Origin of the sequence: Kaistella palustris DSM 21579 (genome assembly GCF_000422265.1) — a bacterium.
GTDB lineage: Bacteria > Bacteroidota > Bacteroidia > Flavobacteriales > Weeksellaceae > Kaistella > Kaistella palustris.
The window spans coordinates 86,136-111,623 of the sequence record NZ_KE383813.1 but is presented as its reverse complement, the minus strand read 5'-3'; the positions used below and the strand labels follow the sequence as shown (position 1 = coordinate 111,623).

Here is a 25,488-nt window from a genome sequence, read left to right as displayed (position 1 = left end):
GTCACCGGATGGTTACAAAATCTTGAACGGAGGCTGAGCGGAGCCGAAGCCGGAGAAGGTGCCATCGCCATCATTTTATTTTCTGACGGATATTTTTATAATTGAAAAAAAGTAAGATGCTCAAAACAGCTGTTTAAATATATCATACAGATAATCAGTCTTTTAATGTCACTTGTTTAACGAAAAGTGCCGATTTTTGCCATTTTTGAAGATCAAACGCTGCGAAGCCGCTAAAGGCGGCACTTCTGTGTCTTTGTGGAAAACTTTTACATCTCAATCCGCTGTTTTTACGCTCCAGGCCTTTTTTTAAGGGCTTCTATTTTCTATTTTTACATGTAATAGTGCTGCACAAGGAACATACTTCATCAACAAATGTAGGTTTTAAAGTACTGAAAATAAAATCTTTACCTGAGTAAACTTTTTTACGGTACACCGCAGTTTTTAATAAATATTAAATTTTGAGTACTTCAACTATGGACGAAAGAGACAGACAAAAAAACCGACCTTCCTTCAGAAAAGTTCCACAGCAGCAAACCGAGCGCCGCCGTGCACTGGAATACCTATACTTCGACAACCACGACATGATGGTGCAGTTCAAAGTATCTCTGCGGACCCTGCAGCGCTGGCGCGATGAAAAAATGTTGCCCTTTAAAAAAGTAAGTGGCAAGATCTTCTACCTGGCGAGCAAAGTGGAGGAGTTTATGGAAGGCGACACCGAAGATTAAACGCTGATCTTCAACAACGGCAAAACCGCAGAATTTTTCGATTTCTGCGGTTTTTGCTGTCTCCGTGGTACTGCAGTTTCCTACTGCACCATCAAAGTTCCCAGGTAAACTGAGTTGCAGGCTTCATCCTGCTCCTGCGTCTGAAAGAATGCATAAACATGCACCGTTTTTTCAGCCCAGATCTCGGGCAGCACCACCAGTGCCGCAGCCGCAACGCGGGTTTCCGGCCCTTCGCTAATCGCAAATTCTCCGGATTCCTCCTCATAAACCGCGGTACAGAAAATGTCTGTAGCTTTCGCCATCATCTGGCTGCTGTTGTCGGTCCAGGTAAAGTTCAGCGTCTGGTCTGCGGCATCAGCTACGGCGAGATTCTGGAAACCCGTAACCACACCTTTGGTGACGATCACCTTTTCCATGCGCAGTACCGCCTGGTCATTCACATAATCAACCACTTCGCGCAGCAGATAGCTGGCTGCCAGGTTGACTCTTGATTTCACACCGGCGTTTTCACCATACAGGCGGCTCTGCATGGAGCGGAGCGAGTTTTGAAATTTCACTGCCAGCGCAAACTTTGCGCGCTGCATCAGTTGAAGCGGCGTGCCTTTGCCGCCGGATGATTTCGGACGGCTTCTGATAACGTCCATCCCGCGCCAGTTCGCGCCTACTACCGTTCCTACGGTTCCGCTGAATCCTCCCAGGATTCCTTTTTTAATACGTGCCATAACTTTGAAGTTTAAATTAGATACAAATATAATTCGGCAAAAAGTTAAATGCAAGTAATTGATATACAGTGGCTTCACGTTTCGCTGATCGTCCTTTCATTTCTGCTTTTGGCACTCGCTGTCATCACTTGTCTGCGGAAATCTACATTTTTCCCTGGTTGTCGGAATCTGGCTTTCATCGGCGCGGTTTTGCTTCGTTTATCTTCATATTTCCATTAAAGTCTTTCATTGTCTTTAATGAACAGTTGCTGTCACTTAATGGCCGGGAATGTCTGCAAATGTCACTTTCTGTCCTTGTCAGAAAGCAGTTTGTTGCGGGATTGTTTCGGGATTGTTCGGGGCTGCTTCGGAAAAAGGCCGATTTTGGAAACAAGTCCCGAACGAGTCCCGAACGAAACTGCCGGAAAATAACTAAAAACAGAAAGGTCATCGCTGACAGGAATTCTGTGAATCGCGTTTTTTATTTTTCAAAAATCCTATTACAGAAACGGATCGCTTAGATAATTGCATAACCGGCGCTGAAAGATGTGTCAGCGCCCGGTTGGCCTTTAAAAATGATTATCCGGTGCCGCAGTACGTTCGTTGTACCGTTTAAAAAAGCGTTATTTTTACAAACCTGAACCTCCACATAAAAACCGGTTCTGTTCACCAGTCTGAAGGAATGAAAATGATAAAAAGCTTTACACGAAACGAATTCTGCCATCTGTTTGTCCTGGTTCTCACCACTACTGCTCTTTACTCCTGTTCCGCGCGCAGCGTTAACACCGACTCATCTTACCGGTCGACCACCGTGTCTTATTATGCCGACAAGTTCAACGGTAAGCAAACCGCAAGTGGCGAAGTTTACAGACATTCCAAAATGACAGCCGCCCACAAAAGTCTGGCTTTCGGCACCGAAGTGGAAATCATTAATCCCGAAAATTCAAAAAGGGTAGTTGTAACGGTCAACGACCGGGGTCCCTTAAAAGCCGAACGGACTTTCGATCTGAGTCAGGGTGCCTTTAAAAAATTAGGAGACTTGAAGGAGGGAATTTTGAAGGTGAAGTATAAGGTGCGGAAGTACTCTGCACCTGGTGATCTGAAAATTGCCACTTTCATAAAATAATGTTAATTTTAGGGATTACGAAAAACATTAAATGGCCAAGAAAATTACGAAGTCGAAATCCATCGAAGAAACGCTTTGGGATTCCGCAAATAAACTCCGCGGATCTGTAGAATCTGCAGAATATAAACACATCGTCTTAAGTTTGATTTTCCTGAAATTTGCAGGAGATACCTTTGAAGAACGAAAACAGGAACTCATTGCAGAGGGTAAAGAACAGTTTACCGATATGGTGGAATTCTACACCATGAAAAATGTCTTTTATCTGCCGGAAGAAGCACGGTGGTCTTACATTATGCAACAGGCAAAACAACCGGATATTGCCCTAAAAATTGACACCGCACTTTTTACCATAGAACAAAATAATCCAGCGTTAAAAGGCGCTTTGCCTGATAACTATTTTTCCCGTTTGGGCTTGGATGTCAGTAAATTATCTGCTTTGCTTGATACCATCAATCAGATTAATACGATTGCAGATAAAGAGCACGATCTGGTCGGTCGGGTGTATGAATATTTTCTTTCCAAATTTGCTTTGGCGGAAGGGAAAGGAAAAGGCGAATTCTACACGCCAAAATCTATCGTTAATCTTATTGCAGAACTCATTGAACCTTTTGAAGGAAAAATCTATGATCCGTGTTGCGGTTCTGGTGGGATGTTTGTGCAGAGTGTGAAATTTGTGAACGAACACCAAGGCAATAAAAAACAGATCTCGGTGTACGGACAGGAATATACGAATGCGACTTTTAAACTGGCAAAAATGAATCTTGCCATTCGTGGAATTTCTGCGAATCTGGGTGACACGGCGGCAGACACTTTTTCTAACGACCAGCACAAAGATTTGAAAGCCGACTTCATTATGGCAAACCCGCCTTTTAACCAAAAAGACTGGCGCGCTGCAAATGAATTAACCGATGATCCACGCTGGAATGGTTATGATAGTCCTTCTACAAGCAACGCCAATTATGGTTGGATTTTGCACATGGTTTCTAAACTTTCAGAAAATGGAGTGGCTGGATTTATTTTGGCTAATGGTGCTTTAAGTGGTGATGGAACAGAAAAAGCCATACGCAAAACTTTGGTTGAAAATGGTTTGGTTGAAGCGGTTATTATTCTGCCGAGAAATATGTTTTATACCACCGATATCAGTGTAACTCTGTGGATTATTAATAAAAATAAAACGCAGAGAACCGTTGAAAAAGGAAGCGAAGTTCGGCGCTACAGAGATAGAAAAGACGAAGTTTTATTTATGGATCTACGGGAAATAGGCGTTCCTTTTGAAAAAAAATTCATAGAATTTTCGAAAGATAACATTAAAGAAATTACTGCCACATTTCACAACTGGCAAACGGAGAAAGCCTACAAAAATATTCCTGAATATTGTTACGCTGCCAAAATAGAGGAGATCCAATCTAAAGATTATTCTTTGGTGCCAAGTAAATATATTGAATTTATAAACCGCGATGAGAATGTAGATTACCACGAAAAAATGACAGCTTTGCAGGAAGATGTAATGAGTTTGCTAAAAGCAGAAAAGGAAAGCAATGCGGATTTAAAAAATGTGTTTGAAAAATTAGGATATGAAGTCGGGATATAAAAGATTGGGGAATTATATCCGATTATTGGATGAGCGAAATAGAGATCTTGAGGTAAAAACGCTTTTGGGTGTAAGTATTAGAAAAATGCTGATTCCTTCCATTGCTAACGTTGTTGGCACTGATATGTCGACTTATAAAATTATTAAAAAAAATCAGTTTGCGTATGGAACGGTAACTTCCAGAAATGGAGATAAAATTTCTATTGCTTTACTTAAAGAATTTGATAAAGCGATAGTTTCTCAAGTCTATTTAGTTTTTGAAGTGATCGATAAAGAATTGCTATTACCAGACTATCTAATGATGTGGTTTCGCAGACCGGAGTTTGATCGATATGCAAGGTTTAAAAGCCATGGAAGCGCACGGGAAACTTTTGATTGGGCAGAAATGTTGGAAACAGAATTACCAATTCCTTCTCTCGAAAAACAAAAAGAAGTGATAGCAGAATATGAAGTTATCGAAAACCGCGTACAACTGAATAAAAAACTCTGCGCTACTTTAGAAGAAACTGCACAAACGATTTACAAACATTGGTTTGAAGATTTTGAATTTCCTGTTCAATCAAAGTCGGACCCTGAGCTTGTCGAAGGGTACAAATCTTCGGGCGGTGAGATGGTGGAGTGTGAGGAATTGGGCAAGGAGATTCCGGTAGGTTGGAGAGTGGATAATTTAGGAACAATTTGTGAAAATTTTGATTCTAAACGAATTCCGTTGTCGTCATTTGAAAGGAAAGATTTAAATAAGATTTATCCATATTATGGCGCATCTTCAATATTAGATTATGTCGATAGATATCTTTTTGATGGAACGTACATTTTGCTTGGTGAAGATGGAACAGTTATCACAGAAAACGGCACACCAATATTGCAATATGTTGTTGGAAAATTTTGGGTTAATAATCATGCTCATGTCTTAAAAGCAACAAATAATTTTACTGAAGAAAGTCTATATTTATTTTTAAAAAACAAGAACATAACAAATAAAATTACTGGAGCGGTTCAATTAAAAATAAATCAAGCAAATCTTTTATCCATTAGGATGATTATTCCAAACAATAATATTATATCTAATTTTAATATTATTGCTGAAATAATCTTTAAAAAGAACCAGAATTTAAAAGATCAAATCGAAAAACTGGAAGAATTGGAAAGTTTGCTCTTGGGGAAAATGGCGGTTGAAGATTAAAAACACAAAACAATATGAGCGAACTTTATCCAAAATTTTTAAAAAACGAACCCCTAGGGAAAGATCAATTTGAAGGGAAGTCTCAAGAATCGATGGCTGATATTATTTCTGAAACTCTGAAAAAACCTGATTATGGGATTATTGGAATTGATGGAAGTTGGGGTTCTGGAAAAAGTAATTTAGTTAGAATCATTGAAAAAAAACTTATTGAAAAAAAGTATAATTTTTTCATCTACGATGTATGGGGACATCAAGAGGATGAACAACGTAGAACAATTTTAGAAGAAATTACAGAATATATTAGTTTAAACAAATTAGTAGATCAAGAAAAATGGAATACTAAACTTAAAAAATTGCTTGCAAAAAACAAGGAAACTACAACAAAGCGAAAACCTATTTTAAGTTTAGGAATAATTCTGTCTTTATTTTCTCTGTTATTACTGCCATTTTTAAAAGTTTTGGGAGATAATGTGGATTCTGGTTTTAAATATTTTATTTATGCTTTTCCAGCACTAATTTTAGTAGCAGGTTATCTTTATTATTTTTTCAGATATTTTAACGTAAACGCGAACGTTTATTTGTATGCATGGAATAAATTATTTGAAATTTACAGTAAGGATAAAATTGAAGAAACAACTTTTGTAACTATTACAGAAGAAGAACCTTCAGTTAAAAAATTTAGAGATTGGATTTTGGAAATCAATATGGATTTGCAAGATGAAAAAGTTGTAGTTGTTTTTGATAATTTTGATCGGCTTCCAAAGCAGAAAATATTAGGTTTATGGTCATCAATTCATATATTTTTTGCTGAACAAAAATATGAAAACATTAAAGTGATCATACCATTTGATCGTGAACATATAAAAAATGCTTTTGGTGATTTAAACCACTCAAAAGATAAGACAGAATTTGGCGATTATGCAGAAGATTATATCAATAAAACATTTGATATAGTTTATCGCGTTGCTCCCCCAATTATGACTAATTGGAAATCTTTTTTTGAGATAAAATGGACTGAATGCTTTGGGGTTGATTATGATCGAGAAGAATTTAGACGAACTATACAAGTATATGAAATTCAAAACAAGAAAATAACACCAAGAGAAATAATAGTTTTGACTAATGAAATTGCAACTTTAAAACAAATTCATAAGGGTAAAATTCCAGCACAATATCTTGCTCTTTTTGTAATTAATAAGACAAAAATATTAGAGGATCCCGTTTCAGAAATAAGCAAACCCTCCTTTATAAAAGGTTTGGATTTTATTTACTCAAATGATATTGAATTGCCAAAATATATAACTGCGATAGTTTATCAGCTTGATCCAGAAAAATCTATGGAGATAATATTTGAGCAGAAACTTTATGATGCATTAATTAAAAAAGACCAAGAAGAATTAAATACAATTGCGGAATCAAACATTTTTACTTCGATCCTCGAAACCACATATCCAACGATTAATGATGAGTTTTTACCTAACGCTATTGAGTCTTTAAATACAGTACCATCCGACAAATTTAAATCAAATATAAGTGAAAATTTAATTTGGGAAGATTTAATAAAAAGATCATACTCTTTAGAAAATACAGATCATAAAATTAAAAATTTCCAAAAAGTTATTTTAAGCAAAATTGGAAGTAAAGAAGAACGGTTAGTATATGTTCAGCACATTATTTCAGAATTATCTTACGATGAAAATTGGGATACTTTAAAGTATGCTAATAATATTGACGAATTGCAGCAATATTTAACAGATCAAAAAATTGAAATAGAAGTTTTGGAAAATTTAGATTATCACGAAATAGATAATGTTAATGCATTTATTGAATTAGTTAGATCTAAAAAAGAACACTATGAAAGCTATAGAATTGATGTAGATGAAAATGAATTAGATGAATATTTAGCACTTATTAAAACCGAAAAATTACAAGAGATAGACTTTACCAAATATTTAAATAGAGATGAGTACAAACTTCCAAAATTTGAAAAGCAATTATATGCTGATCTCAAAACTAATTTCGCTGACAATGAATTGCTGGCAGAAATTTTAAGACTTTTAAAAGAATTTGGAAAGTCAATTAAGACAGATGGTTTAACAGACGTTAATTTATATTCTAGGTTTACAACCGTTACTGAAGAAGATGAACTATATTATGATTTACTCGCAATGAGATTGTCGCGAGATTTGGCTTTAGGCGGTTATAAATCTTATTTCACAGCAGCATTAGATAAAACAGAGGACTCATTTGTTGACAAAGTTGCGAAGGAAATTTTAAATTATAATTCTTTTTCCGATTTTATTTTAAAACATGAAATATTTAAAGACGTCCCTCTTTATAAAGAAGTTTTAAATAAACTTGTAAATGATGATGAAGATATTTATGGTTCTTACAGATTACTATTAAGCAAAGTTTTACCGCCGATAGAACTTATTTCAGAAAACACAGATATAGGATTAGAAAATTTAGTTAAAAAATTTAATAATTGGTCGCCATCTGATTTATCTAAAGCTTCTGTCAAAAATCTTTCAAATAATTTTTTTGAAAAAGCAATTGCAATTAATAATAGATTGACTTTAAAATGTATTGAACTAAAAGTACAGTACTTTGATGAACTGACAAAAGAGGAATGGAAAGAGGTTTTTTCAGATTCAGATTCAGAAGATTTTAAAATATTACAAACCATTGATTATAATAATTGGTCGAGCAGTTCTTTTGAAGCGCTTAAAGAAAATCTTGTGGAAAAATCCAACAATTTTTCTGCAGATGATATAGACACAAAGGATGATTATTCGAGTTTAATAAAGTCAATGGAGAGTAAAAATCATAAATTTAAAAATACTTTTGATAATATTAGAGATGAGTTTATAAAAAATAATAATATAGATAACGATTCTTTTTATTTCTATGGTGATTGGTTATTTAAGTATGCAAATTTGAAAGTAGAAGGTGCTGTGCGTACCATTTTTAAAACTGATTTTTTAAGTGATGAACATTCAATTGAGATATTAAACAATAACGTAAAAAAATTAAAAACGATTTTAGAATCTGCTGCAGATGAGGCACAAGATTTTATAAACGCTATTAAGGATAAATCAGAAAATAGTGAAGATGTAAAACTTTTAGGTGGACAATTAGGATTGATTAAAAAATCTAAAGGCAAATAATTACTATGAAATTCACAGAAGCCCAATTAGAACAAAGCGTCATTTCCCTTTTAGAAAAAGAGGCAATTCCGCATACGTCTGGGTTGTACATTCATAAAACTTTAGAAGAAGTTTTACTTCAGGACGATTTAAAGAATTATCTCTATCAAAACTACGCAGATATTTCGCCGAACGAAATTAAGCAGATCATTCTTCAACTTAAATATTTTTCTTCTTCAGCTTTGTACGAAAGTAACCGCGATATTCTGCGCATGGTTTCAGATGGTTTTTTGCTCAAAAGAGAAGATGCCACCAAAAAGGATCTGTTCATCCAATTGATCGATTATTCTTCCGCAGATCAGAACACGTATCGCTTTGTCAACCAGTTAGAAATAAAAGGTTTAGAAAAAAGAATTCCCGACGGTATATTCTACATCAATGGAATCCCTTTGGTTGTTTTTGAATTCAAAACAGCCATTCAGGAAAACACCACTATTAACGATGCTTATAAGCAACTCACCGTTCGCTACAAAAGAGATATTCCGGAGTTGATGAAATACAATGCTTTCGTAGTTTTAAGCGACGGCGTAAACAATAAAGCAGGTTCTCTTTTTGCACCTTATGAATTCTTTTACGGGTGGCGTAAAGCAGAAAGTGACGAGAAAATCTCCAAGGACGGAATTGGTTCTTTGTTCACCATGATCAAAGGGCTTTTTAATAAAAACAGATTGCGTGATGTCATTCAGAATTTTATTTATTTCCCCGATACGAGTAAGAAAAATGAAAAAATAGTTTGTCGTTATCCACAATACTATGCAAGCAGAAAACTCTATGAAAATATTCTGCTTCACCGTAAACCGGAAGGCGACGGGAAAGGTGGAACTTATTTTGGAGCAACAGGTTGTGGTAAAAGTTACACTATGCTTTATCTCTCGCGGCTTCTAATGCGAAGTACAGAAATGGCAAGTCCAACCATCATTCTCATCACCGACCGAACGGATCTGGACGAACAGCTTTCGGGAACTTTTACGAATGCAAAAAACTTTATTGGCGATAATCATATTGTTACGGTTTCCTCACGAGAAGATTTACGAAACCAATTGAAAAGTCGGGAAAGTGGTGGTGTTTTTCTTACGACCATTCACAAATTTACAGAAGATACCGAACTTCTTTCTAACAGAAATAACATCGTCTGTATTTCTGATGAAGCACACCGTTCTCAAATTAACCTGGATAAGAATCTAAAAATTACAGATACAGAAGTGCGCTCCAGTTATGGATTTGCATACTATCTGCATCAGTCTTTACCGAACGCCACTTATGTTGGTTTTACTGGAACACCGATTGATAAAACGCTTGATGTTTTTGGAGAAGTTGTAGATGCTTATACCATGAATGAATCGGTGCAGGATGAAATTACCGTTCGTATCGTGTATGAGGGCAGAGCTTCCAAAGTTATTCTGCAAACAGAAAAATTAAAAGACATCGAGGAGTACTATGCGACTTGTGTAGCAGAAGGATCCAGTGAATATCAGGTAGAAGAAAGCAAGAAAGCCACAACCAATATGAATGCAATTTTAGGTGATAAAGACCGCTTAAAAGCATTGGCTCAGGATTTTGTCGACCATTACGAAACCCGGGTAAAAGAAGGTGCAACTGTTTGCGGAAAAGCCATGTTTGTGTCCAGCAGTAGGGAAATTGCATTTAAATTTTATAAAGAACTTATGGTGCTCCGTCCGGAGTGGGGAATTGTTAAAACTCATGATGAAACTCAGGAACTTTCAGATAAGGAGATGAAAGAGTTAAAGCCTGTCGCTAAGGTAAATATGGTGATGACACGGGACAAAGATGACGACGATGATCTGTATGAAATTCTAGGAACAAAGGATGATCGAAAAGGACTGGACCGCCAGTTTAAGCAGGAAAAGTCTAATTTTAAAATTGCGATTGTAGTCGATATGTGGTTAACTGGTTTTGATGTTCCATTTCTTGACAGTATTTATATTGATAAACCAATCCAAGAACATTCCTTAATTCAGACTATTTCCAGGGTGAACAGAAAGTTTAAAGGAAAAGACAAAGGTTTGGTCATTGATTATATCGGCATTAAAAATAATATGAATTATGCGTTGGCAAAATTCAATAATGCGGATCAAAATGAATTTGAAGATATTGACAAAGCCATAACCATTGTCAAGGATCAACTCGATTTATTGCGGAAGATATTTCACAACTTTAATAGCAAATTATATTTTGAAGGAAGTCCGATAGAGAAATTAGAAAACTTAAATCTCGCTGCAGAATTTGTTCAATCCACCCAGGATTTAGAAAAACGTTTTATGCGCATTGTGCGGAAGATGAAAGAGGCGTATAATATTTGCTGTTCATCCGAAGCCTTTACCACTTTTGAAGCTGATGAATTGCATTACTTCACTGCCATTCGCTCCATCATCTATAAACTTACCAAAAAAGAAGCTCCAGACATCGCACAGATGAATGCCAGAGTTGCTAAGATGGTGGAAGAGGCCTTGCAAAGTGATGGCGTAGAAGAAGTCTTTAGAATGGACGAAAATGCAGGAGAGAAAATCGACATTTTCGGCGAAGAATATTTAGAGCGAATCGATCGGATCAAACTTCCGAACACCAAAATAAAAGTCTTGCAGCGACTTTTGAAAATGGCAATTGATGATTTCAAAAAAGTCAATAAAATAAAAGCAGTTGATTTCAGCAAACGGCTGCAAACTATTGTTGACCGTTATAACGAAAGAAGCGAAGACATGGTTTTAGCCAACGATGTTTTGGATGATCTCGCAGGACAAATGGCAGATTTACTTCGGGATTTAAAAACCGAAAAATTCTCCTTCGAAAAAATGGGAATTGACTTTGAAGAAAAGTCTTTTTATGATATTTTAAAAGCCATCCGCGATAAGTACAAATTTGAGTTTACAGAAGAACAATTGATTGCTTTAGCGAAGGACATTAAGATCATTGTCGATGACAAAGCCAAATACACAGACTGGAGCGAACGTGAAGACATCAAAGCGGAACTGAAAGTAGATCTTATTTTAAAACTGGCTGCGCATGGTTACCCTCCCGTAACACGCGATGAGGTTTATAAAGAGATTTTTGAGCAGGCGGAGAATTTTAAGAAATACAGAGAATAAAATACTTTTACCTATATTAATTTATTGGCCCACCATTGCAAAAAGTCGCGGCTATTCTATGTTCCTTTGGCCCATAGCAGGCATTATTTCATTCAAAACCACATTACCTTCCTCCAGTCTATAGGCGTTCGTCACCTCGCAGAGCACTATGTCGGTTTACAGGTTTTACCTGTTAATTTTAGCACTGTAAAACCGTCATACTGTCTTCTTTTCCAACTCGTTTCCAATGCAGATTTTTGTTATAAATCAGGCGGTACTAATTATACATCTTATGGCTTATTCTATTGAATTACAAAAAACAATCGATGCTCTTGGAATTTCCAAAGAGAATATTCTCTATCTGACTTTAGAAAATATTTATATGCAGGAAATGCGGGAAGGCATTAAAGATACTGAATATCGGGAGGGCAGTGAATTTATTTTGAGCAGACTGTTTAAAAGAAATAAGGATAAGAAATTTCAGTCACTGAAACCAAAAACACATATACTTTTTCAGGGGGGTTATAATCCTGACAGCCCGCGGCTGCTGATCGAAATGCTTGGTTTTTCCGTAGGAGGTCAACAATTTCCTCCGGATAAAGAATTAAAACAAGGTTATCGTCTTTATGAGGATTTAGAACTTTATTTGGGAAAGATAGCGTACGACAGTCTGGCGGATTCTGCCGCAATTCCCGCCGAGAGAAAACCGGCAAAACAGCGAATTAAAAGAAAACCTGCAGACTTGGATACTTCAACGAAAAAATCTCAAACCGCAAATTCGGTTCACTATCCTGACCTCCCTAAGTACAAAGATAAACGGCGACTGAAAATTATTTATAATATTACTAAAGAGTAAAGGAGTTACTGCTGCGCACGGGGCCTTCGACAAGCTCAGGCACCGCTTCGACAAGCTCAGGCACCGCCTTCGACAGGCTCAGGCACCGCCTTCGACAGGTTCAGGCACCGCTTCGACAAGTTCAGGCACCCCCATTGGCAGGTCCAGGCACCGCTTCGACAGCCGCAATGGCAGTTATAAATATTGAGAAATCTCCTACCGGTGGCTGAGCCTGTCGAAGCCAAAGGATGATACCCCCGGAGGGAAGCCGAAGCCGGAGTAAGTGACTTCGGCTCCGCTCAGTCACCGGCCTTCGACAGGCTCAGGTGCCGCGTCCGACAGGCTCAGGCACCACCTTCGACAGGTTCAGGCACCGCCATTGGCAGGTTCAGGCACCGCTGCGACAGCCGCAACGGCAGTTATAAATATTGAGAAATCTCCTACCGGTGGCTGAGCCTGTCGAAGCCAAAAGATGATACCCCCGGAGGGAAGCCGGAGTAAGTGACTTCGGCTCCGCTCAGTCACCGGGCCTTCGACAGGCTCAGGCACCGCCTCGACAGCCGCAATGGCAGTTATAAATATTGAGAAATCTCCTACCGGTGGCTGAGCCCGTCGAAGCCAAAGGATGATACCCCCGGAGTGAAGCCAAAGGATGATAACCCCGGAGGGAAGCCGAAGCCGGAGAAAGTGACTTCGGCTCCGCTCAGGCACCAATTCAGCAGGTTCAGGCACCGTCATTCACAAGCTTAGGCACCGGCCTTCGACAGGCTCAGGCGCCACCTATTTGTAGCTTCGATCACATTTACTCATTGACAAATATCGGCAGCGCGCCCTTTTCTACTATTTCGCCAATAGGTTCGGAATGAAGTCCCCTGCTTTTCAGGATCGCGCTCACTTTGTCAGCTGCTTCTTTTTTTACAGCAATAAGCAGCCCACCACTGGTTTGCGGATCACATAAAATATAGCGTTGCCTTTCGTCCTCAATTTCAAGCTGATCACCATAGCTGTCCCAGTTTCTGAGTGTTCCGCCCGGAACAAATTTCCGGTCAAGGTACTGTTCAATTTCTCTGAAGACCGGTACTTTGCTGAAACTGATATGCGCAGATACCTGGCTTCCTTCACAGACTTCGAGCAAATGTCCCATCAGGCCGAATCCGGTGACATCAGTCAGGGCGGTCACTTCCTGCATTTCCGAAAGTTCGAGACCCACATCATTTAAAATGACCATTGAGTTTGCTGCGATGTCTTTATGCGCCTCTTCCAGGACACCTTTTTTTTGTGCGGTGGTTAAAATCCCGACACCTAATGGTTTAGTCAGAAAAAGTATGTCGCCGGCTTCCGCTTTGTCATTGCGTTTTAACTGTGATAAGACCACCGATCCCGTCACAGCTAGACCAAAAACAGGTTCGGGATTGTCGATACTGTGCCCGCCGGCGATGATAATTCCCGCCTCAGCGCAGGCTTTTCTGCCGCCTTCCATCACTTCGGCCGCCACTTCCGGGGTTAATTTATCAATTGGCCAGCCTAAGATGGCAATCGCCATCAGGGGTTTCCCGCCCATGGCATATACATCGCTCAAAGCATTGGTCGCAGCGATCCTTCCAAAAGTAAAAGGATCATCAACAATAGGCAGGAAAAAATCAGTCGTACTGATGATCCCGGTGCCGTTTCCCATATCATACACCGCGGCATCGTCTCTGGTATCGTTGCCGACCAGCAGGCGGGGATCCTCGATATTTGTAGTGTGGGATTTCAGTATGGTAGTCAGTACCTTTGGCGATATTTTGCAGCCGCAACCGGCACCGTGGCTGTAGCTTGTCATTTTTATTGGTTCATCCATTGTCTGGGCTGTTAGGCTGATTAAAATATCCGCAATCTCTTCATGATCTGCGGAACTGATTTCTATCTCTTTTATTAATGATTTCGGGCGTTTTTGCAGGCCTTTGCTGTAGTATTTGTCGTAGTAGAACAGCACGATCTCCACGACTTTCGGATAGTTTCGGTTTCCGAGCGCCTCCAAAGCGGTCTGGGCTTTATCCGTTCCAAGTCTTTTGCCTATGCGGCTGATGGCGTCCGCGAGTTTTTCCTGGTCGAGGTGGGCGTAGATTTTTACCAGATGCTCAATCCTCTTCTCTAATGGGACGTTCAGGAAATAGACATCTGAATTACACATCCGCAGGTAAAACGCGTTCGGAGTCGCTACATTGCCCACCATTTTACTTTCATCTTCCAGCCAGATGGGTTGGCTGATATCGAACGTTCTTAACAACGAAAACAGTTTCGCTTCAAACTGCTCGGTGGTAGGCTGCGGCGGTAGGTCAATTCCTCCAAAGGCAGATCCCCGGTGATTCGCCAGACCTTCAAGGTCCACCACCTGCCGGCCTTTCTTTTCCAGAATGTGCAGGATCTCCGTTTTACCGGTTCCGGAATACCCACCCAGAACCTGAAGGTTGAAAGGCTGCTCAAAAAACTGCAGCACATAATTTCTGAAAGCTTTGTATCCTTTTTCGATTACATACACTTTTTTAAAACCGTGCGCGACAAGGTGCTCAGCGAAGGCATTACTGCGCATGCCACCTCGCCAACAATGCACTACAACTTCCTTTTCGGGGGCAACCTCAAGAGCCTGTGTAATAAAACCATCCAGTTTTGACGTTACAAATTCGTAGCCCAGTTCAACCGCTCTTTCTTTGGACTCCTGCTTATAGGCCGTTCCTACGACTGCGCGCTCTGCGTCGGAGAATAAAGCGATATTGTGCGCATTGGGCAGATGTCCTTTTGCAAACTCGCCCGGCGAGCGGACATCAATAACCGGGATATGCTCCAGCTGCTGAAAATAAAAATCGATGGTAATGATCTGCTTCATTGTAAGTCTGTAATTTTCAGCGGTCAGCCTGTTCTGGCAGGAAATTTCTTGTTTATAGTATCGGTTAGGTCAGGTATCTGCAACGCCAGCCCGCCAAGTTTAGGTAAATTCAGCGCATGATACTGAAGTCGTAACTCCGTTAGCATTAGGAAAGATACCTCGTCATTGCGGTACGCACAGCATTGCGTTCAATAGCTGATACGTAGCCTTAATGGCTGCGCAAAGATAGTTAAAATAGTAAAAACCATGTAAGCCGCCTTGTAGTTCCACCGCGGTAAAGCCCGTTCCGTTGACTTTAAATCTAACTGTTTAAAAGTCTGTAAGCGCGGGTACTTTTGCTTTTAGAAAAAATCTTTTGTAAAGGAGCTGGTGAACATTATTTCTAAAAATCGCGCGACAAATTCGGTCTCTGAAGCCTGGCGGTGGAAGTGTTAAAACCTCAACCATCGGCTCCGGACTGCCAGCTCCTGAAAAACCGTTACTTTTTTGCGCGTGTGCGCGCTCTGAAAATTTTGGATGTCAGTTTACAAACCCTGTTTAAAGGCAGCCGTTTTCTCATCCAGCGCCGCCTTCAGGTCCGGAGCCGTAATCTCAGTTTTTTCCACATCGAAATTTTCGATGAATTTTGGCAGCGAAAAAGTTTCACGTATATCGGCGCCAAACTGCGGGAAGAACTTCTGTGCGGTGGCCATCACATTTCCGCCGCCATAACCGCCGGGTGATGTAGAAAGCAGGAACATGGGTTTGTCCTGCCACACTTTCACATGGATGCGCGACGCCCAGTCGAACACATTTTTGAAGGCCGCCGTATAACTGCGGTTGTGTTCCGCCAGCGAACAGATAATGGCGTCGCATTCTCCGATTGCTTTCAGGAAGTCATGCGCAGCCTGGGGATATCCGTTTTTTTCGCGGTCCACCGAAAAAACGGGCATATCGAAATCGTTCAGGTCGAGCAGATTGATGTCGTGTTCGGTGAAATCCTTCAGGACATATTTCACCAGTTCGAGGTTTCGGGAAGTGGAAGAGGAACTTCCTGCAAAGGCAAGTATTTTCATTGTTTTTTATAAATATTTACTTTTTGTGGCTTCGCCGTCGTCTTTTTTGCTGTCGAATACGGAGCGTGGCAGCGGCACATATTCCTGATCATCACCGGGAACCATTGGAAAGGCGTCGTGGTTTTGGTCGTACCAGTCTTTTTTGGCTTTTTCCAGACGTTCCTTGTCGGAATTCACGAAGTTCCAGAACATAAAACGTTCCTCCGGAAAAGGTTCGCCACCGAAAATATAAACTGACATTTCGCCTGTCGTTTCAAACTCACAAAGTGTGGCGTTTTTAGCGATCAGCAGCTGCTTGGTGCCGAATTCCTGACCGTCGATTTTCACTGTACCATCCATTACATACATACCGACTTCGCCGAAAAGATGTTCACCGATATTGATCTTTTGCGGGCTTTTCGTTTTTATTTCCAGAAAATACATCGGACTGTGAACCGGCACGGGAGACTTTTTACCGATGATTCCGCCTGCTATGAGTTTGTAATATACACCATCTTCTTCCCATTCGGGGATTTCTTCTTTAGCGATATGGTAAAACGAGGGTTCGCCTTCTTCCAGCGCTTTGGGAAGGCCCAGCCAGATTTGGAAACCGTGCAGGAACATAGAAGATTCCCGGAGATATTCCGGTGTCCTTTCAGAGTGTACCACACCTTTTCCGGCCGTCATCCAGTTCACTTCACCGGGTTTTATTTCGATGGCGTTTCCCAGGCTGTCGCGGTGAAAAATAGAACCCGACAAAAGATAAGTGAGTGTCGACAGGCCAATGTGCGGGTGCGGCAAAACATCCAGGTTCTGATATTCTTTGAGGCAGGTCGGCCCCATGTGATCGATAAAAACAAAAGGTCCCACCGCTCTTTTCTCGCGGAACGGCAGAAGCCTGCCTACCAGGAAATTGCCGATATCGGCAGATTTCTCTTCTAAGATAAGTCCAACGTTTGACTGCATTTTTTTTATTTTAATTAATAATTAAAGTGAATCATAACCTTTGAAATGGGGATCGACAATGCGTTTCCACGCCGGATGTTTTTTGATGTAGGCGAAAACATACGGGCAGAAGGGCAGCAGTTTTTTACCTTGCGATTCGATGTATTCCAGGGTTTTTTCGACTACTGCGGTGGCGGCGCCTGTGCCCTGCAGTTCCGGTTCTGCTTCGGTGTGCACGAGCGCAATCTCATTTCCAAAATCGCCGTAATTAATAAAGGCAAGATGCCCGTTGAACTCCATCTCAAAGCGCTTCTTCTTGTCGTTATTCACTAATGGTAAACTCTCAAATTCGGGTTTCATTGTGGTGGTTTTAATGATAATGATACTTACAAAAATACGGAAAATCATTAAAGGCTGAAAAAACTCCAGTCGCTGCCAATTGCCCTTGAGAACGCCTGACCTAAATAGTGAGGGAGAATGTGGTGAAACTTATTTACTTCAACGTTCCTCTTTCCAAGTGCTTTTCACTCCGTTGTGAGCCGGTAAAAAAAATTCGCCGATGGCAGCTGATGATCATTAAAAGCCCATTGAAAATAAAACGCGGATTGCAAGGATAAAAAGAAGTGGTGAAAACCGTCGTTATCTTTTGGTGTTGTCGGTTTCAGGAAAAAATCAAAGGAATGTCAGGGTACAGCTTATCTGCGAGGTCTTTTCCTGCCACTGACTAAGTCAAAACACCTGCTCAACAGGTAACTTTTCTGCTTTTGTGAGCAGTTTTTAAGGGTTTTGTGTAGAATGTTTAAACAATATCAACAACACTTAAGGCAGCAGCAGGCAGCCATCGCCATAACTCAGAAAACGGAAACTGGCTTTTAGTGCGTGGTCGTACATGCGCCGCCAGTCCTCACCGATCAGCGCTGCCACCAAAAGCAGCAGCGTGGAATTCGGCTGATGGAAATTCGTCACCAGACCGCGTGCCAGCTGAAAGCGGTAGGGTGGTGCAATGATGATCTCCGTCTCCACCGAAAACTCCTGCAGACTGTGCCCGCGCATCCAGTCCAGCAGCGCACCCAGGGCCACCTTCGCACTGTGCGTTTCTGCCGTTTCGTAAGGTTCCCACTGCCGGACTTTCAGTTCTGCCGCGGTCAGGCCAGGTTGGTTCCGGATTTTGTTACCCATCCAGTAAATACTTTCCAGCGTGCGCATGGAGGTGGTTCCTACGGGAATTATGGGTTGGTCGGTCACCGCAAGCAATGCTTCCAGAAAGTTGGTGGTGATGTTGATATATTCGGCATGCATGGCGTGGCCATTCATTGTAGCGCTTTTTACGGGCATAAAAGTTCCGGCGCCGACATGCAGTGTGGTAAAAAGGGTCTGGATGCCGCGTGTTTTCAGATCTTCGAAAACCCTTTCGGTAAAGTGCAGGCCGGCAGTCGGTGCCGCGACGGATCCCTCATGTTCTGAATATACGGTCTGATAAGCCATTTCATCTTCCTCGGTAGCAGTTCGCCTGATGTACGGCGGCAGCGGCATTACGCCCGAATTTGCCAACACCGATCCAAATGTAAATTCAGGTGGACTCCAGTTGAAACTTACCGGATAAGTGTCGCCCAGCCGTTCCCCAACTGTGGCTTTCAAGGTTACTGCCGTGCCGCCGATGGTTACTTTTTTTACAAGCGTGACACCCTGGACTTTTCCGGCCCGGCGTACCAGACATTTCCACTGCGCACTGCCTCTGCGGTTGAGTTCTTCTTCGAAATGAAGGTTTTCTCCCACAGGTTCCAGACAGAAAATTTCGACATTGCCGCCGGTTTCCTTTTGAAAGAGCAGCCGGCTTTTGATCACCTTGGTATCATTAAAAACGAGCACCGCACCGGTCGGCAGGTGCGCGCCAATATTGCGGTAAGTATCTTCGGTGAAATCTTCTTTGCCGTAGATCAGCAGGCGTGCAGAATCCTTGGGCTCAGCAGCGTGATAGGCGATGTGGCTGTCGGGTAAGGTATAGGTAAAATCTTCGATCTTTAGTTCTTGTGGATGCATGGCGCAAATTTCTGAAAAAAATAGTTGGCGACTCCACTACATCAGCTGATTTTTAAATAAATGCCGGTGCGGAGGAGCTTTTGGTTAATGCGAGCGTAGATCTTCTGCCGTGATGCGAAATGCGGATTGTAATTATCCGCAACTGAAAGGTTGGTGCCTGTCTTTTTTAAGCAAAGAAAAATGCCACCTTTTCGGTGGCACTCCAATTAATTGTGATCGGGTAAGAAACTGTAATCTTTCGCATACTGCAGCATCTGTTCTGCAAAGGTTTTCGGATATTTCAGGACATAATCCGTTACTTTGCCATTAGTGCCTGCTACCGGTGTGATGTATGGATTTACAAAACCACGGTAAGGCGCTTCGCTGTATTTCGCATTCCGCGCCAGCACTTCCTTATGAATCGCCTGATCGACTTTCACGCCATAATTTTCGACCAGATTTTTAGCAGCGTTGTAGTCGCCTTCGGACTTGATGCGTTGCGTTTCGCGCAAAAGTTCACCGAAAAGTTCGTGCAGTTTTGCATAATCTGTAATGTTGAAATAGGTTTTGCCGTTGCGCGTCAGCTTTTCAATGACATTGTCTTTCCTGCCTTTTTCAAAAACCCAGGCGCTGACCCACTGTCGGTTCCGCATGTGGGCTTCTTCGATATCGGCTCCGGGATCCAGGCGCACGAGCTGTGTCATCAGACCATTACGGATGTAGCTGTCGTAAGCCTCCATGCCTACAGCTTTCCAGTCATCAACCAGGCCGAGCTCCTGAAGTTTGGGACTGTAGAGGAAATAAAGACCTACCAAATCCGCACGGCCTTCTTCCATGGTAGAGGCATAGCTTTTCAGCGTTTCTTTCGGTGTGCCAACACCGGGATTGATCTGGCCGGAAGCGTGACCTACCACTTCGTGCAGGGCCGTGTGCAGTTTGCTGGCGAGTTCACCGTATTTCTGCGCCAGGCGAAGTTCCTCTTCATCGTTTACAAATTCTTTCAGACGGCCGGAGCCGGCAGCTTTATCATAAGCATCGATGATATTTCCAAGCGATATAGATTTAGAGCCGTGTTCGGCGCGGATCCAGTCGGCATTGGGAAGGTTCACACCAATCGGTGTGCTTGGTGAAGAGTCACCGGACTCCGAAGCTACGATCACGGTTTTATAACTTACACCCACCACATTCTTTTTCTTATGTTGCGGCAGAAGAGGCGAGTTGTCCTCAAACCACTGCGCCTGTTTTGAAAGGACTTCCATTTTTTTCGACATATCGAAATCCTTGATCTGCACCACGCTTTCATACGAACCTTTGTGGCCGAGCGGGTCGCTGTACACTTCGATGAAACCGTTGTTATAGTCGATATTTCCCTCTGTTGCATTTACCCAGGCGATGTTGTAGTCGTCCCAGGATTTCAGGTCACCGGTTTTATAGTAGGCGATGAGCAGGGCCAGCGCATCAGCCTGTTTCTGGTTTTCGGTAACGGTACGTGCCTTGTCGAGCCAGTAAATGATCTTATCAATGGCAGCGCCGTACATACCGCCACTCTTCCAGACTTTTTCGGTGAGTTTGCCGTTTTCCTTTACAAGTTTTGAATTCAAACCTGTAGAAAGCGGACGTTCGGGATCCGGACTTTTCATATTGGCATAATAGGAATCGGCTTCATCAGCAGTAACACCTTCACCGTAAAAGTTGACGGCTGAACCTTCCAGCAGTCCTTTACTCAAATCCAGGTTTACTTTTTTGTTGTCTTTATCATTAAAGAGCACATCGGCTACTTCAGAACTCAGCGGTGTTTTGGTTTCCTTTAAAAGTTGCTCAAAATACACCCGGCTAAAAGCAGGTTTCATTTTTTCGTTGGAATAATGGTGATGGATCCCGTTGGCAAACCAAACCCTTTTCAGATAGATTTCAAAATTCTGCCAGTCAGCAGTGGACTTGTCTCCGCTGTACGTGGTGTAAATATGCTCAAGCGCGCGGCGGATGGTGAGATTGTTTTTGTAATTCTGATCCCAGATGATGTCGCGGCCTGCATAACCGGCCTGGCTCAGGTAATATACGTATGATTTTTCCTTTAATGTAAGGTCGTTCCAGCCCGGTACGTCATAACGCAGGACTTCGATATCTGCAAAACGGTCGATGCTGTTCTGAGAATTCTGGGCAGCTTGCTGTTGCGTGGTGGAGGTGGTATTCTGCTGCGCCGTACAGGAAAACAAAAGTACGGACGCCAGGGCCAGAAGGGTGATTTTGGTTCTTTTCATAATAAATTATTTACACAAAGATATTTAATTTCTTTTCAGGCGGGAACGGATATGCTTTTCCTGAAGGTACTCTGGCTGGAAGAATTCACCTGATACAGGAAATATATTTTGGTTTTTCCTCCTTTAAAAATGCTGAAGAAGCATAATTAAAGTTTAACGACCAGACGTGAATACTTACGAATAATAACAGACTTGTCCTTTATACCGCAGCTGCAAAAACCAACCATTAAAACTGAAAAAAATAAACGCAGCCGGATGTCATGTAACGGTTTATATAATTTTCAAGCAGGAGATCGATACCACATTCAGTTATTTTCAGGACACAGATAATTTTAAAATCATCTCAGTTAAGTACATTTTATTCTTATCTTCGTTATTGATCTGCGGATTGCAGACATCCAATAACGGCTTTTTGGTGTCTGCCCCTTCAATTAAAAAACTTAAAAATATGCTGGTTTTTCAGGTTAATTCAATCCCGCTGAAAGATGTGATCATCAGTCTTGCAAAGTCATTCAAAGTAAAACCACAGCATTTCTGCGGCGAGTATTCGCTGACTTTGCCCGAGCATCTAGGTACGGGGGAAATACGCGGTATTAATTTTGAAAACGGCCTGGCATTGCTGATTTATAAAGTCACCTTTAAAGAAGACATCCGCCTGGAGTTTACTTTAAATGAAGTACATCCGGTAAAATTCCTGAACTCCGTGCAGGGTCCGCTGATCCACGAATTCGGAAACGAAAACAAAACCCACCTCATCGAAGAATTTAAAAGCGCCATTGTAGCCAGCCAAAACAGAAGCGGCCACATCATCGAATTCCGAAAAGATACCAGACACGAAGTAGTGAGCGTGGAGATCGACCGCGAACGCTTCTGCACCCAGGAATCCTGCGAACTGCAGGACTGGAATTCCCCGCTGAAAGAAGTGCTTACTGATACCAAGGGGAAAAAGCAGTTTTACCATATCGCTTCTTCCGGTGTGTATTTTAAAACAATTTTGGGCGATGTAGGCAAATATAAAAAGCAGACCGTAGTAAGAAAATTTAATTTGCAGAGCATCACCATACAGATGTTTATACAGCAGTTGGTTCAGTTTCAGGATGATCTTCTGCATACGAACAAACGCAGTGTGCTGCGGATTCAGGAATTGAAACGTGTGGAAGAACTCGGTGAACTGATCCTGAAGAATCTGGCAGACGATCATTCGATAAAAAAACTGTCTCAGATTTCGGGGCTGAATCCGGCAAAACTGCAGCACGGCTTTCACTACCTGTTTGGCCAAAGCATCAGCGAATATATAACCCACGCGAGACTGGAGCGCGCCAATGTGCTGCTGAAGGACAAGGAATACAGCGTACGCGACGTGGTGGCCGCCATAGGTTTGGAAAGCGGCAGTTATTTTTCGAAGATTTACAAAGAAAAATACGGCATCACGCCCAAAAAGTATAAGAGTATTTACTGTTAAGTCTTCCTTTAATCCTTTATCGGCTCATTGCAAAATTTATTGAGATTTGCGGGTGAAGTTGCAATCCGTTCATTAAATTTACGTTATAGGGTATAATAAATGTTATTGCGCTGTTAATCATTTCATAATCGTCATTTTTTGCTCATACCGTTTTTAATTTTACAGTATTAAAAATAAACGTTATGAGCAATTATCTGTATCAGTCCGATGGAGTTCCCGCGTACGACATGCTTATCTTTTGTCATCTGCGCTGGGATTTCGTATACCAAAGGCCTCAACATATCATCAGCAGACTGGCAAAACAGTTCAGGATTCTCGTGATTGAGGAACCTGTAGGTGTATATAATGATGAGCAGTCTTATTTTAAAGTCCGCGAAGTGGCTCCAAATATTCACATTTGCCAGCCGCTTGTCGAAAACCTCAGCCAGCTTGGGGCATACCTGAAAAAACATCTGCACAAAAATACATTTCCAATAGGCTGGTTCTATTCCGCCGCATTTGTATCTGTATTAAGTGACCTCGATTTTGACAGCGTCATTTATGACTGTATGGATGAGCTTTCCTTATTTAAAGGCGCTTCCAGCGAACTTCTGGCGCAGGAGGATCAGCTTCTGGCGGCCGCGGATATCGTATATACCGGCGGCAGATCGCTTTTTGAATCTAAATCCCGAAGGCACCACAATGTTCACTGTTTCCCGAGTTCCGTAGATATACATCATTTCTCCAATCATTACACCGAAAATATCGAGAGACCTGCGGATCTTGATTCTGTATTTCTGCCGATTGTCGGTTATTACGGTGTGATCGATGAACGTATTGATCTGGAACTGCTGCGCGGTGTGGCGCTGCTCCGGCCGGATTTTGCCTTTGTAATGATCGGTCCCCTGTGCAAGATCGATGAAAGCGATCTGCCCAATGCAGAAAACATTCATTATCTCGGTATGAAAACCTACGAAGAACTGCCGAAGTATCTGCACTTCTTTAAAATTGCGATGATGCCGTTTGCGCTCAACGATGCCACCCGCTTCATCAGTCCGACAAAAACGCTGGAATATATGGCGGCCAACAAACCGATTATCTCTACCCGCATCAGAGATGTGGAAAGGTCGTACAGCAGCTGCGTAAACCTTGTTGATAATCCGGAGGAATTCAGCGCGGCGATACAGAAACCGTTCCGGAATTTCAAACAGCATTACCGAAGCATACTTTCAGAAACGTCCTGGGACCGGACGGTACAAAGCATGTCCACACTGATTACCGATGTTCCCGCTTAAATCTGTTCGCTTTTTATATGAAAAATTTTGATATTGTAATCGTGGGTGCCGGTATTTCCGGTGCTGTACTGGCCGAACGTTACGCGGCGATCGGAAAAAAAGTTCTGATCATTGAAAAAAGGGATCACATTGCAGGAAACTGTTATGATTTTGTAGATGAAAATGGCATATTAACTTCGCAATATGGCGCCCACTTATTTCATACCAATGATGGTGGCGTGTGGGAATATGTAAACCGTTTCAGCGAGTGGTATCCATGGCAGCACCGCGTCATAGCGAGAGTGGACGGTAAAACGGTGCCCATTCCTGTAAACATCACTACCGTGAACATACTCTTTAACAAAAACTTTACAAAAGAAGCTGAAATGCAGCAGTGGCTGGCAGAAAACCGGATTCCGTTTGATGAACCCCGAAACGGTGAGGAAGCTGTGCTGAATAAAGTAGGTGAAGTCCTGTACGAAAAAATGTTCCGGCATTATACCAAAAAGCAGTGGGACAAATATCCCGCAGAACTGCACGCTTCGGTACTGGACCGAATTCCCGTACGGGAGAATTTTGATGACCGCTATTTTTCGGACCGCTATCAGGCGCTGCCAAAGGCAGGTTATACCAAGCTTTTCGAAAAAATGCTCAGCAACCCGAATATTATGGTACTGCTGAACACCGACTATTTTGAAGTTGAAGACCAGCTTGGCGACTACGATAAACTCTTTTACACCGGACCTATCGACCGTTTTTTTAACTTTAGAAAGAAACTGAAGGAAAAACTGGAATACCGCTCAATCAATTTCGTCACCGAACATTTGGATCAGGAATATTTTCAGGAAAATTCCGTGGTTAATTATCCGGGTGAAGAAGTGGAATATACGCGGATTGTGGAATACAAACATTTCGGTAACCAGCAATCTGCGAAAACAAGCATTGTAAAGGAATACACGGTGGATCACGGCGAACCGTACTATCCGGTGCCGAACGATAAAAACCAGGAGATCTATGCAAAATACAAGGCAGAAGCGGATAAATTAACCGATGTGTATTTTGTGGGCCGCCTGGCGAACTATAAATATTTCAACATGGATCAGGCTTTCCGCAATGCGCTCGACCTGTTTCTACAGCTCGAGCGTAGAGATACGGTGCGCGTGGCCAATTCCTGAGTTCCGGATGAGTAGTGATGATG

General features: G+C 41.7%; 17 protein-coding genes and 1 pseudogene. 10 read left to right on the top strand and 8 right to left on the bottom strand.

What is annotated here, in order from left to right; translation table 11 throughout:
• The first annotated feature begins 458 nt into the window (after positions 1-458).
• A complete protein-coding gene (locus H562_RS15150) occupies positions 459-725 on the top strand; it encodes a MerR family transcriptional regulator (RefSeq protein WP_156832007.1) in 267 nt (88 codons plus the stop codon).
• Positions 726-805: 80 nt separating this feature from the next.
• On the opposite strand, the gene H562_RS0113085 is transcribed toward H562_RS15150, so the two are convergent.
• Positions 806-1,447 (bottom strand): DUF6266 family protein, encoded by a 642-nt coding sequence (locus H562_RS0113085; RefSeq protein ID WP_027377920.1) that lies wholly within the window; start codon positions 1,445-1,447, stop codon positions 806-808.
• Between the two features lie 667 nt (positions 1,448-2,114).
• On the opposite strand from H562_RS0113085, the gene H562_RS15145 reads away from it, so the two are divergent.
• The 6 genes from H562_RS15145 to H562_RS0113045 all read left to right on the top strand — a co-directional run bounded on the left by H562_RS15145 (position 2,115) and on the right by H562_RS0113045 (position 12,471).
• Positions 2,115-2,552 (top strand): septal ring lytic transglycosylase RlpA family protein, encoded by a 438-nt coding sequence (locus H562_RS15145; protein ID WP_169463283.1) that lies wholly within the window; start codon positions 2,115-2,117, stop codon positions 2,550-2,552.
• A gap of 31 nt (positions 2,553-2,583) precedes the next feature.
• Positions 2,584-4,143 carry a type I restriction-modification system subunit M gene (locus H562_RS0113065; RefSeq protein WP_027377918.1) on the top strand — a complete coding sequence of 520 codons (1,560 nt, stop codon included), beginning with the start codon at positions 2,584-2,586 and terminating at the stop codon, positions 4,141-4,143.
• On the top strand, positions 4,127-5,326 hold the full coding sequence (locus H562_RS15140; RefSeq protein ID WP_034691191.1) for a restriction endonuclease subunit S: 1,200 nt from the start codon (positions 4,127-4,129) through the stop codon (positions 5,324-5,326). Before H562_RS0113065 ends, H562_RS15140 begins: the two co-directional genes overlap by 17 nt.
• 14 nt (positions 5,327-5,340) lie before the next feature.
• Positions 5,341-8,493, top strand: coding sequence for a P-loop NTPase fold protein (locus H562_RS0113055; protein WP_027377917.1), 3,153 nt, complete (start codon positions 5,341-5,343; stop codon positions 8,491-8,493).
• A gap of 5 nt (positions 8,494-8,498) precedes the next feature.
• A complete protein-coding gene (locus H562_RS0113050; RefSeq protein WP_027377916.1) occupies positions 8,499-11,636 on the top strand; it encodes a type I restriction endonuclease subunit R in 3,138 nt (1,045 codons plus the stop codon).
• A 271-nt stretch (positions 11,637-11,907) separates the two neighbouring features.
• Positions 11,908-12,471 carry a hypothetical protein gene (locus H562_RS0113045; RefSeq protein WP_156832006.1) on the top strand — a complete coding sequence of 188 codons (564 nt, stop codon included), beginning with the start codon at positions 11,908-11,910 and terminating at the stop codon, positions 12,469-12,471.
• A 781-nt stretch (positions 12,472-13,252) separates the two neighbouring features.
• Here H562_RS0113045 and selD read toward each other — a convergent pair.
• The 7 genes and pseudogenes from selD to H562_RS0113000 form a co-directional block, all read right to left on the bottom strand.
• Complete coding sequence (selD, locus tag H562_RS15880) at positions 13,253-14,290, bottom strand: selenide, water dikinase SelD (protein WP_027378131.1); 1,038 nt, start codon at positions 14,288-14,290, stop codon at positions 13,253-13,255.
• A 27-nt stretch (positions 14,291-14,317) separates the two neighbouring features.
• Positions 14,318-15,316 (bottom strand): annotated as a pseudogene (gene mnmH, locus H562_RS15875) (tRNA 2-selenouridine(34) synthase MnmH); the annotation flags it as partial.
• 524 nt (positions 15,317-15,840) lie between these two features.
• Positions 15,841-16,371 (bottom strand): NADPH-dependent FMN reductase, encoded by a 531-nt coding sequence (locus H562_RS0113025; protein ID WP_027377913.1) that lies wholly within the window; start codon positions 16,369-16,371, stop codon positions 15,841-15,843.
• Positions 16,372-16,377: 6 nt separating this feature from the next.
• Positions 16,378-17,316: a pirin family protein gene (locus H562_RS15130; RefSeq protein WP_051190512.1), complete on the bottom strand. Its 939-nt coding sequence runs from the start codon at positions 17,314-17,316 to the stop codon at positions 16,378-16,380.
• Positions 17,317-17,337: 21 nt separating this feature from the next.
• Positions 17,338-17,655: a GNAT family N-acetyltransferase gene (locus H562_RS0113015; protein WP_027377912.1), complete on the bottom strand. Its 318-nt coding sequence runs from the start codon at positions 17,653-17,655 to the stop codon at positions 17,338-17,340.
• 459 nt (positions 17,656-18,114) lie between these two features.
• Complete coding sequence (locus H562_RS0113010) at positions 18,115-19,335, bottom strand: S-adenosylmethionine:tRNA ribosyltransferase-isomerase (protein ID WP_027377911.1); 1,221 nt, start codon at positions 19,333-19,335, stop codon at positions 18,115-18,117.
• A gap of 206 nt (positions 19,336-19,541) precedes the next feature.
• A complete protein-coding gene (locus H562_RS0113000; protein ID WP_027377910.1) occupies positions 19,542-21,575 on the bottom strand; it encodes a dipeptidyl-peptidase 3 family protein in 2,034 nt (677 codons plus the stop codon).
• Between the two features lie 448 nt (positions 21,576-22,023).
• Between H562_RS0113000 and H562_RS0112995 the strand changes: the two genes are divergently transcribed.
• The 3 genes from H562_RS0112995 to glf all read left to right on the top strand — a co-directional run bounded on the left by H562_RS0112995 (position 22,024) and on the right by glf (position 25,465).
• The gene (locus tag H562_RS0112995; protein ID WP_156832005.1) at positions 22,024-23,037 is read left to right on the top strand and encodes a helix-turn-helix domain-containing protein; all 1,014 of its coding nucleotides are present in this window, start codon (positions 22,024-22,026) and stop codon (positions 23,035-23,037) included.
• A gap of 182 nt (positions 23,038-23,219) precedes the next feature.
• Entirely contained in the window at positions 23,220-24,311 is a 1,092-nt protein-coding gene (locus H562_RS0112990; protein ID WP_027377908.1) for a glycosyltransferase, read from the top strand.
• A 17-nt stretch (positions 24,312-24,328) separates the two neighbouring features.
• Positions 24,329-25,465, top strand: a complete 1,137-nt coding sequence (gene glf, locus H562_RS0112985) for a UDP-galactopyranose mutase (protein WP_027377907.1) — start codon at positions 24,329-24,331, stop codon at positions 25,463-25,465.
• Positions 25,466-25,488 lie beyond the last annotated feature (23 nt).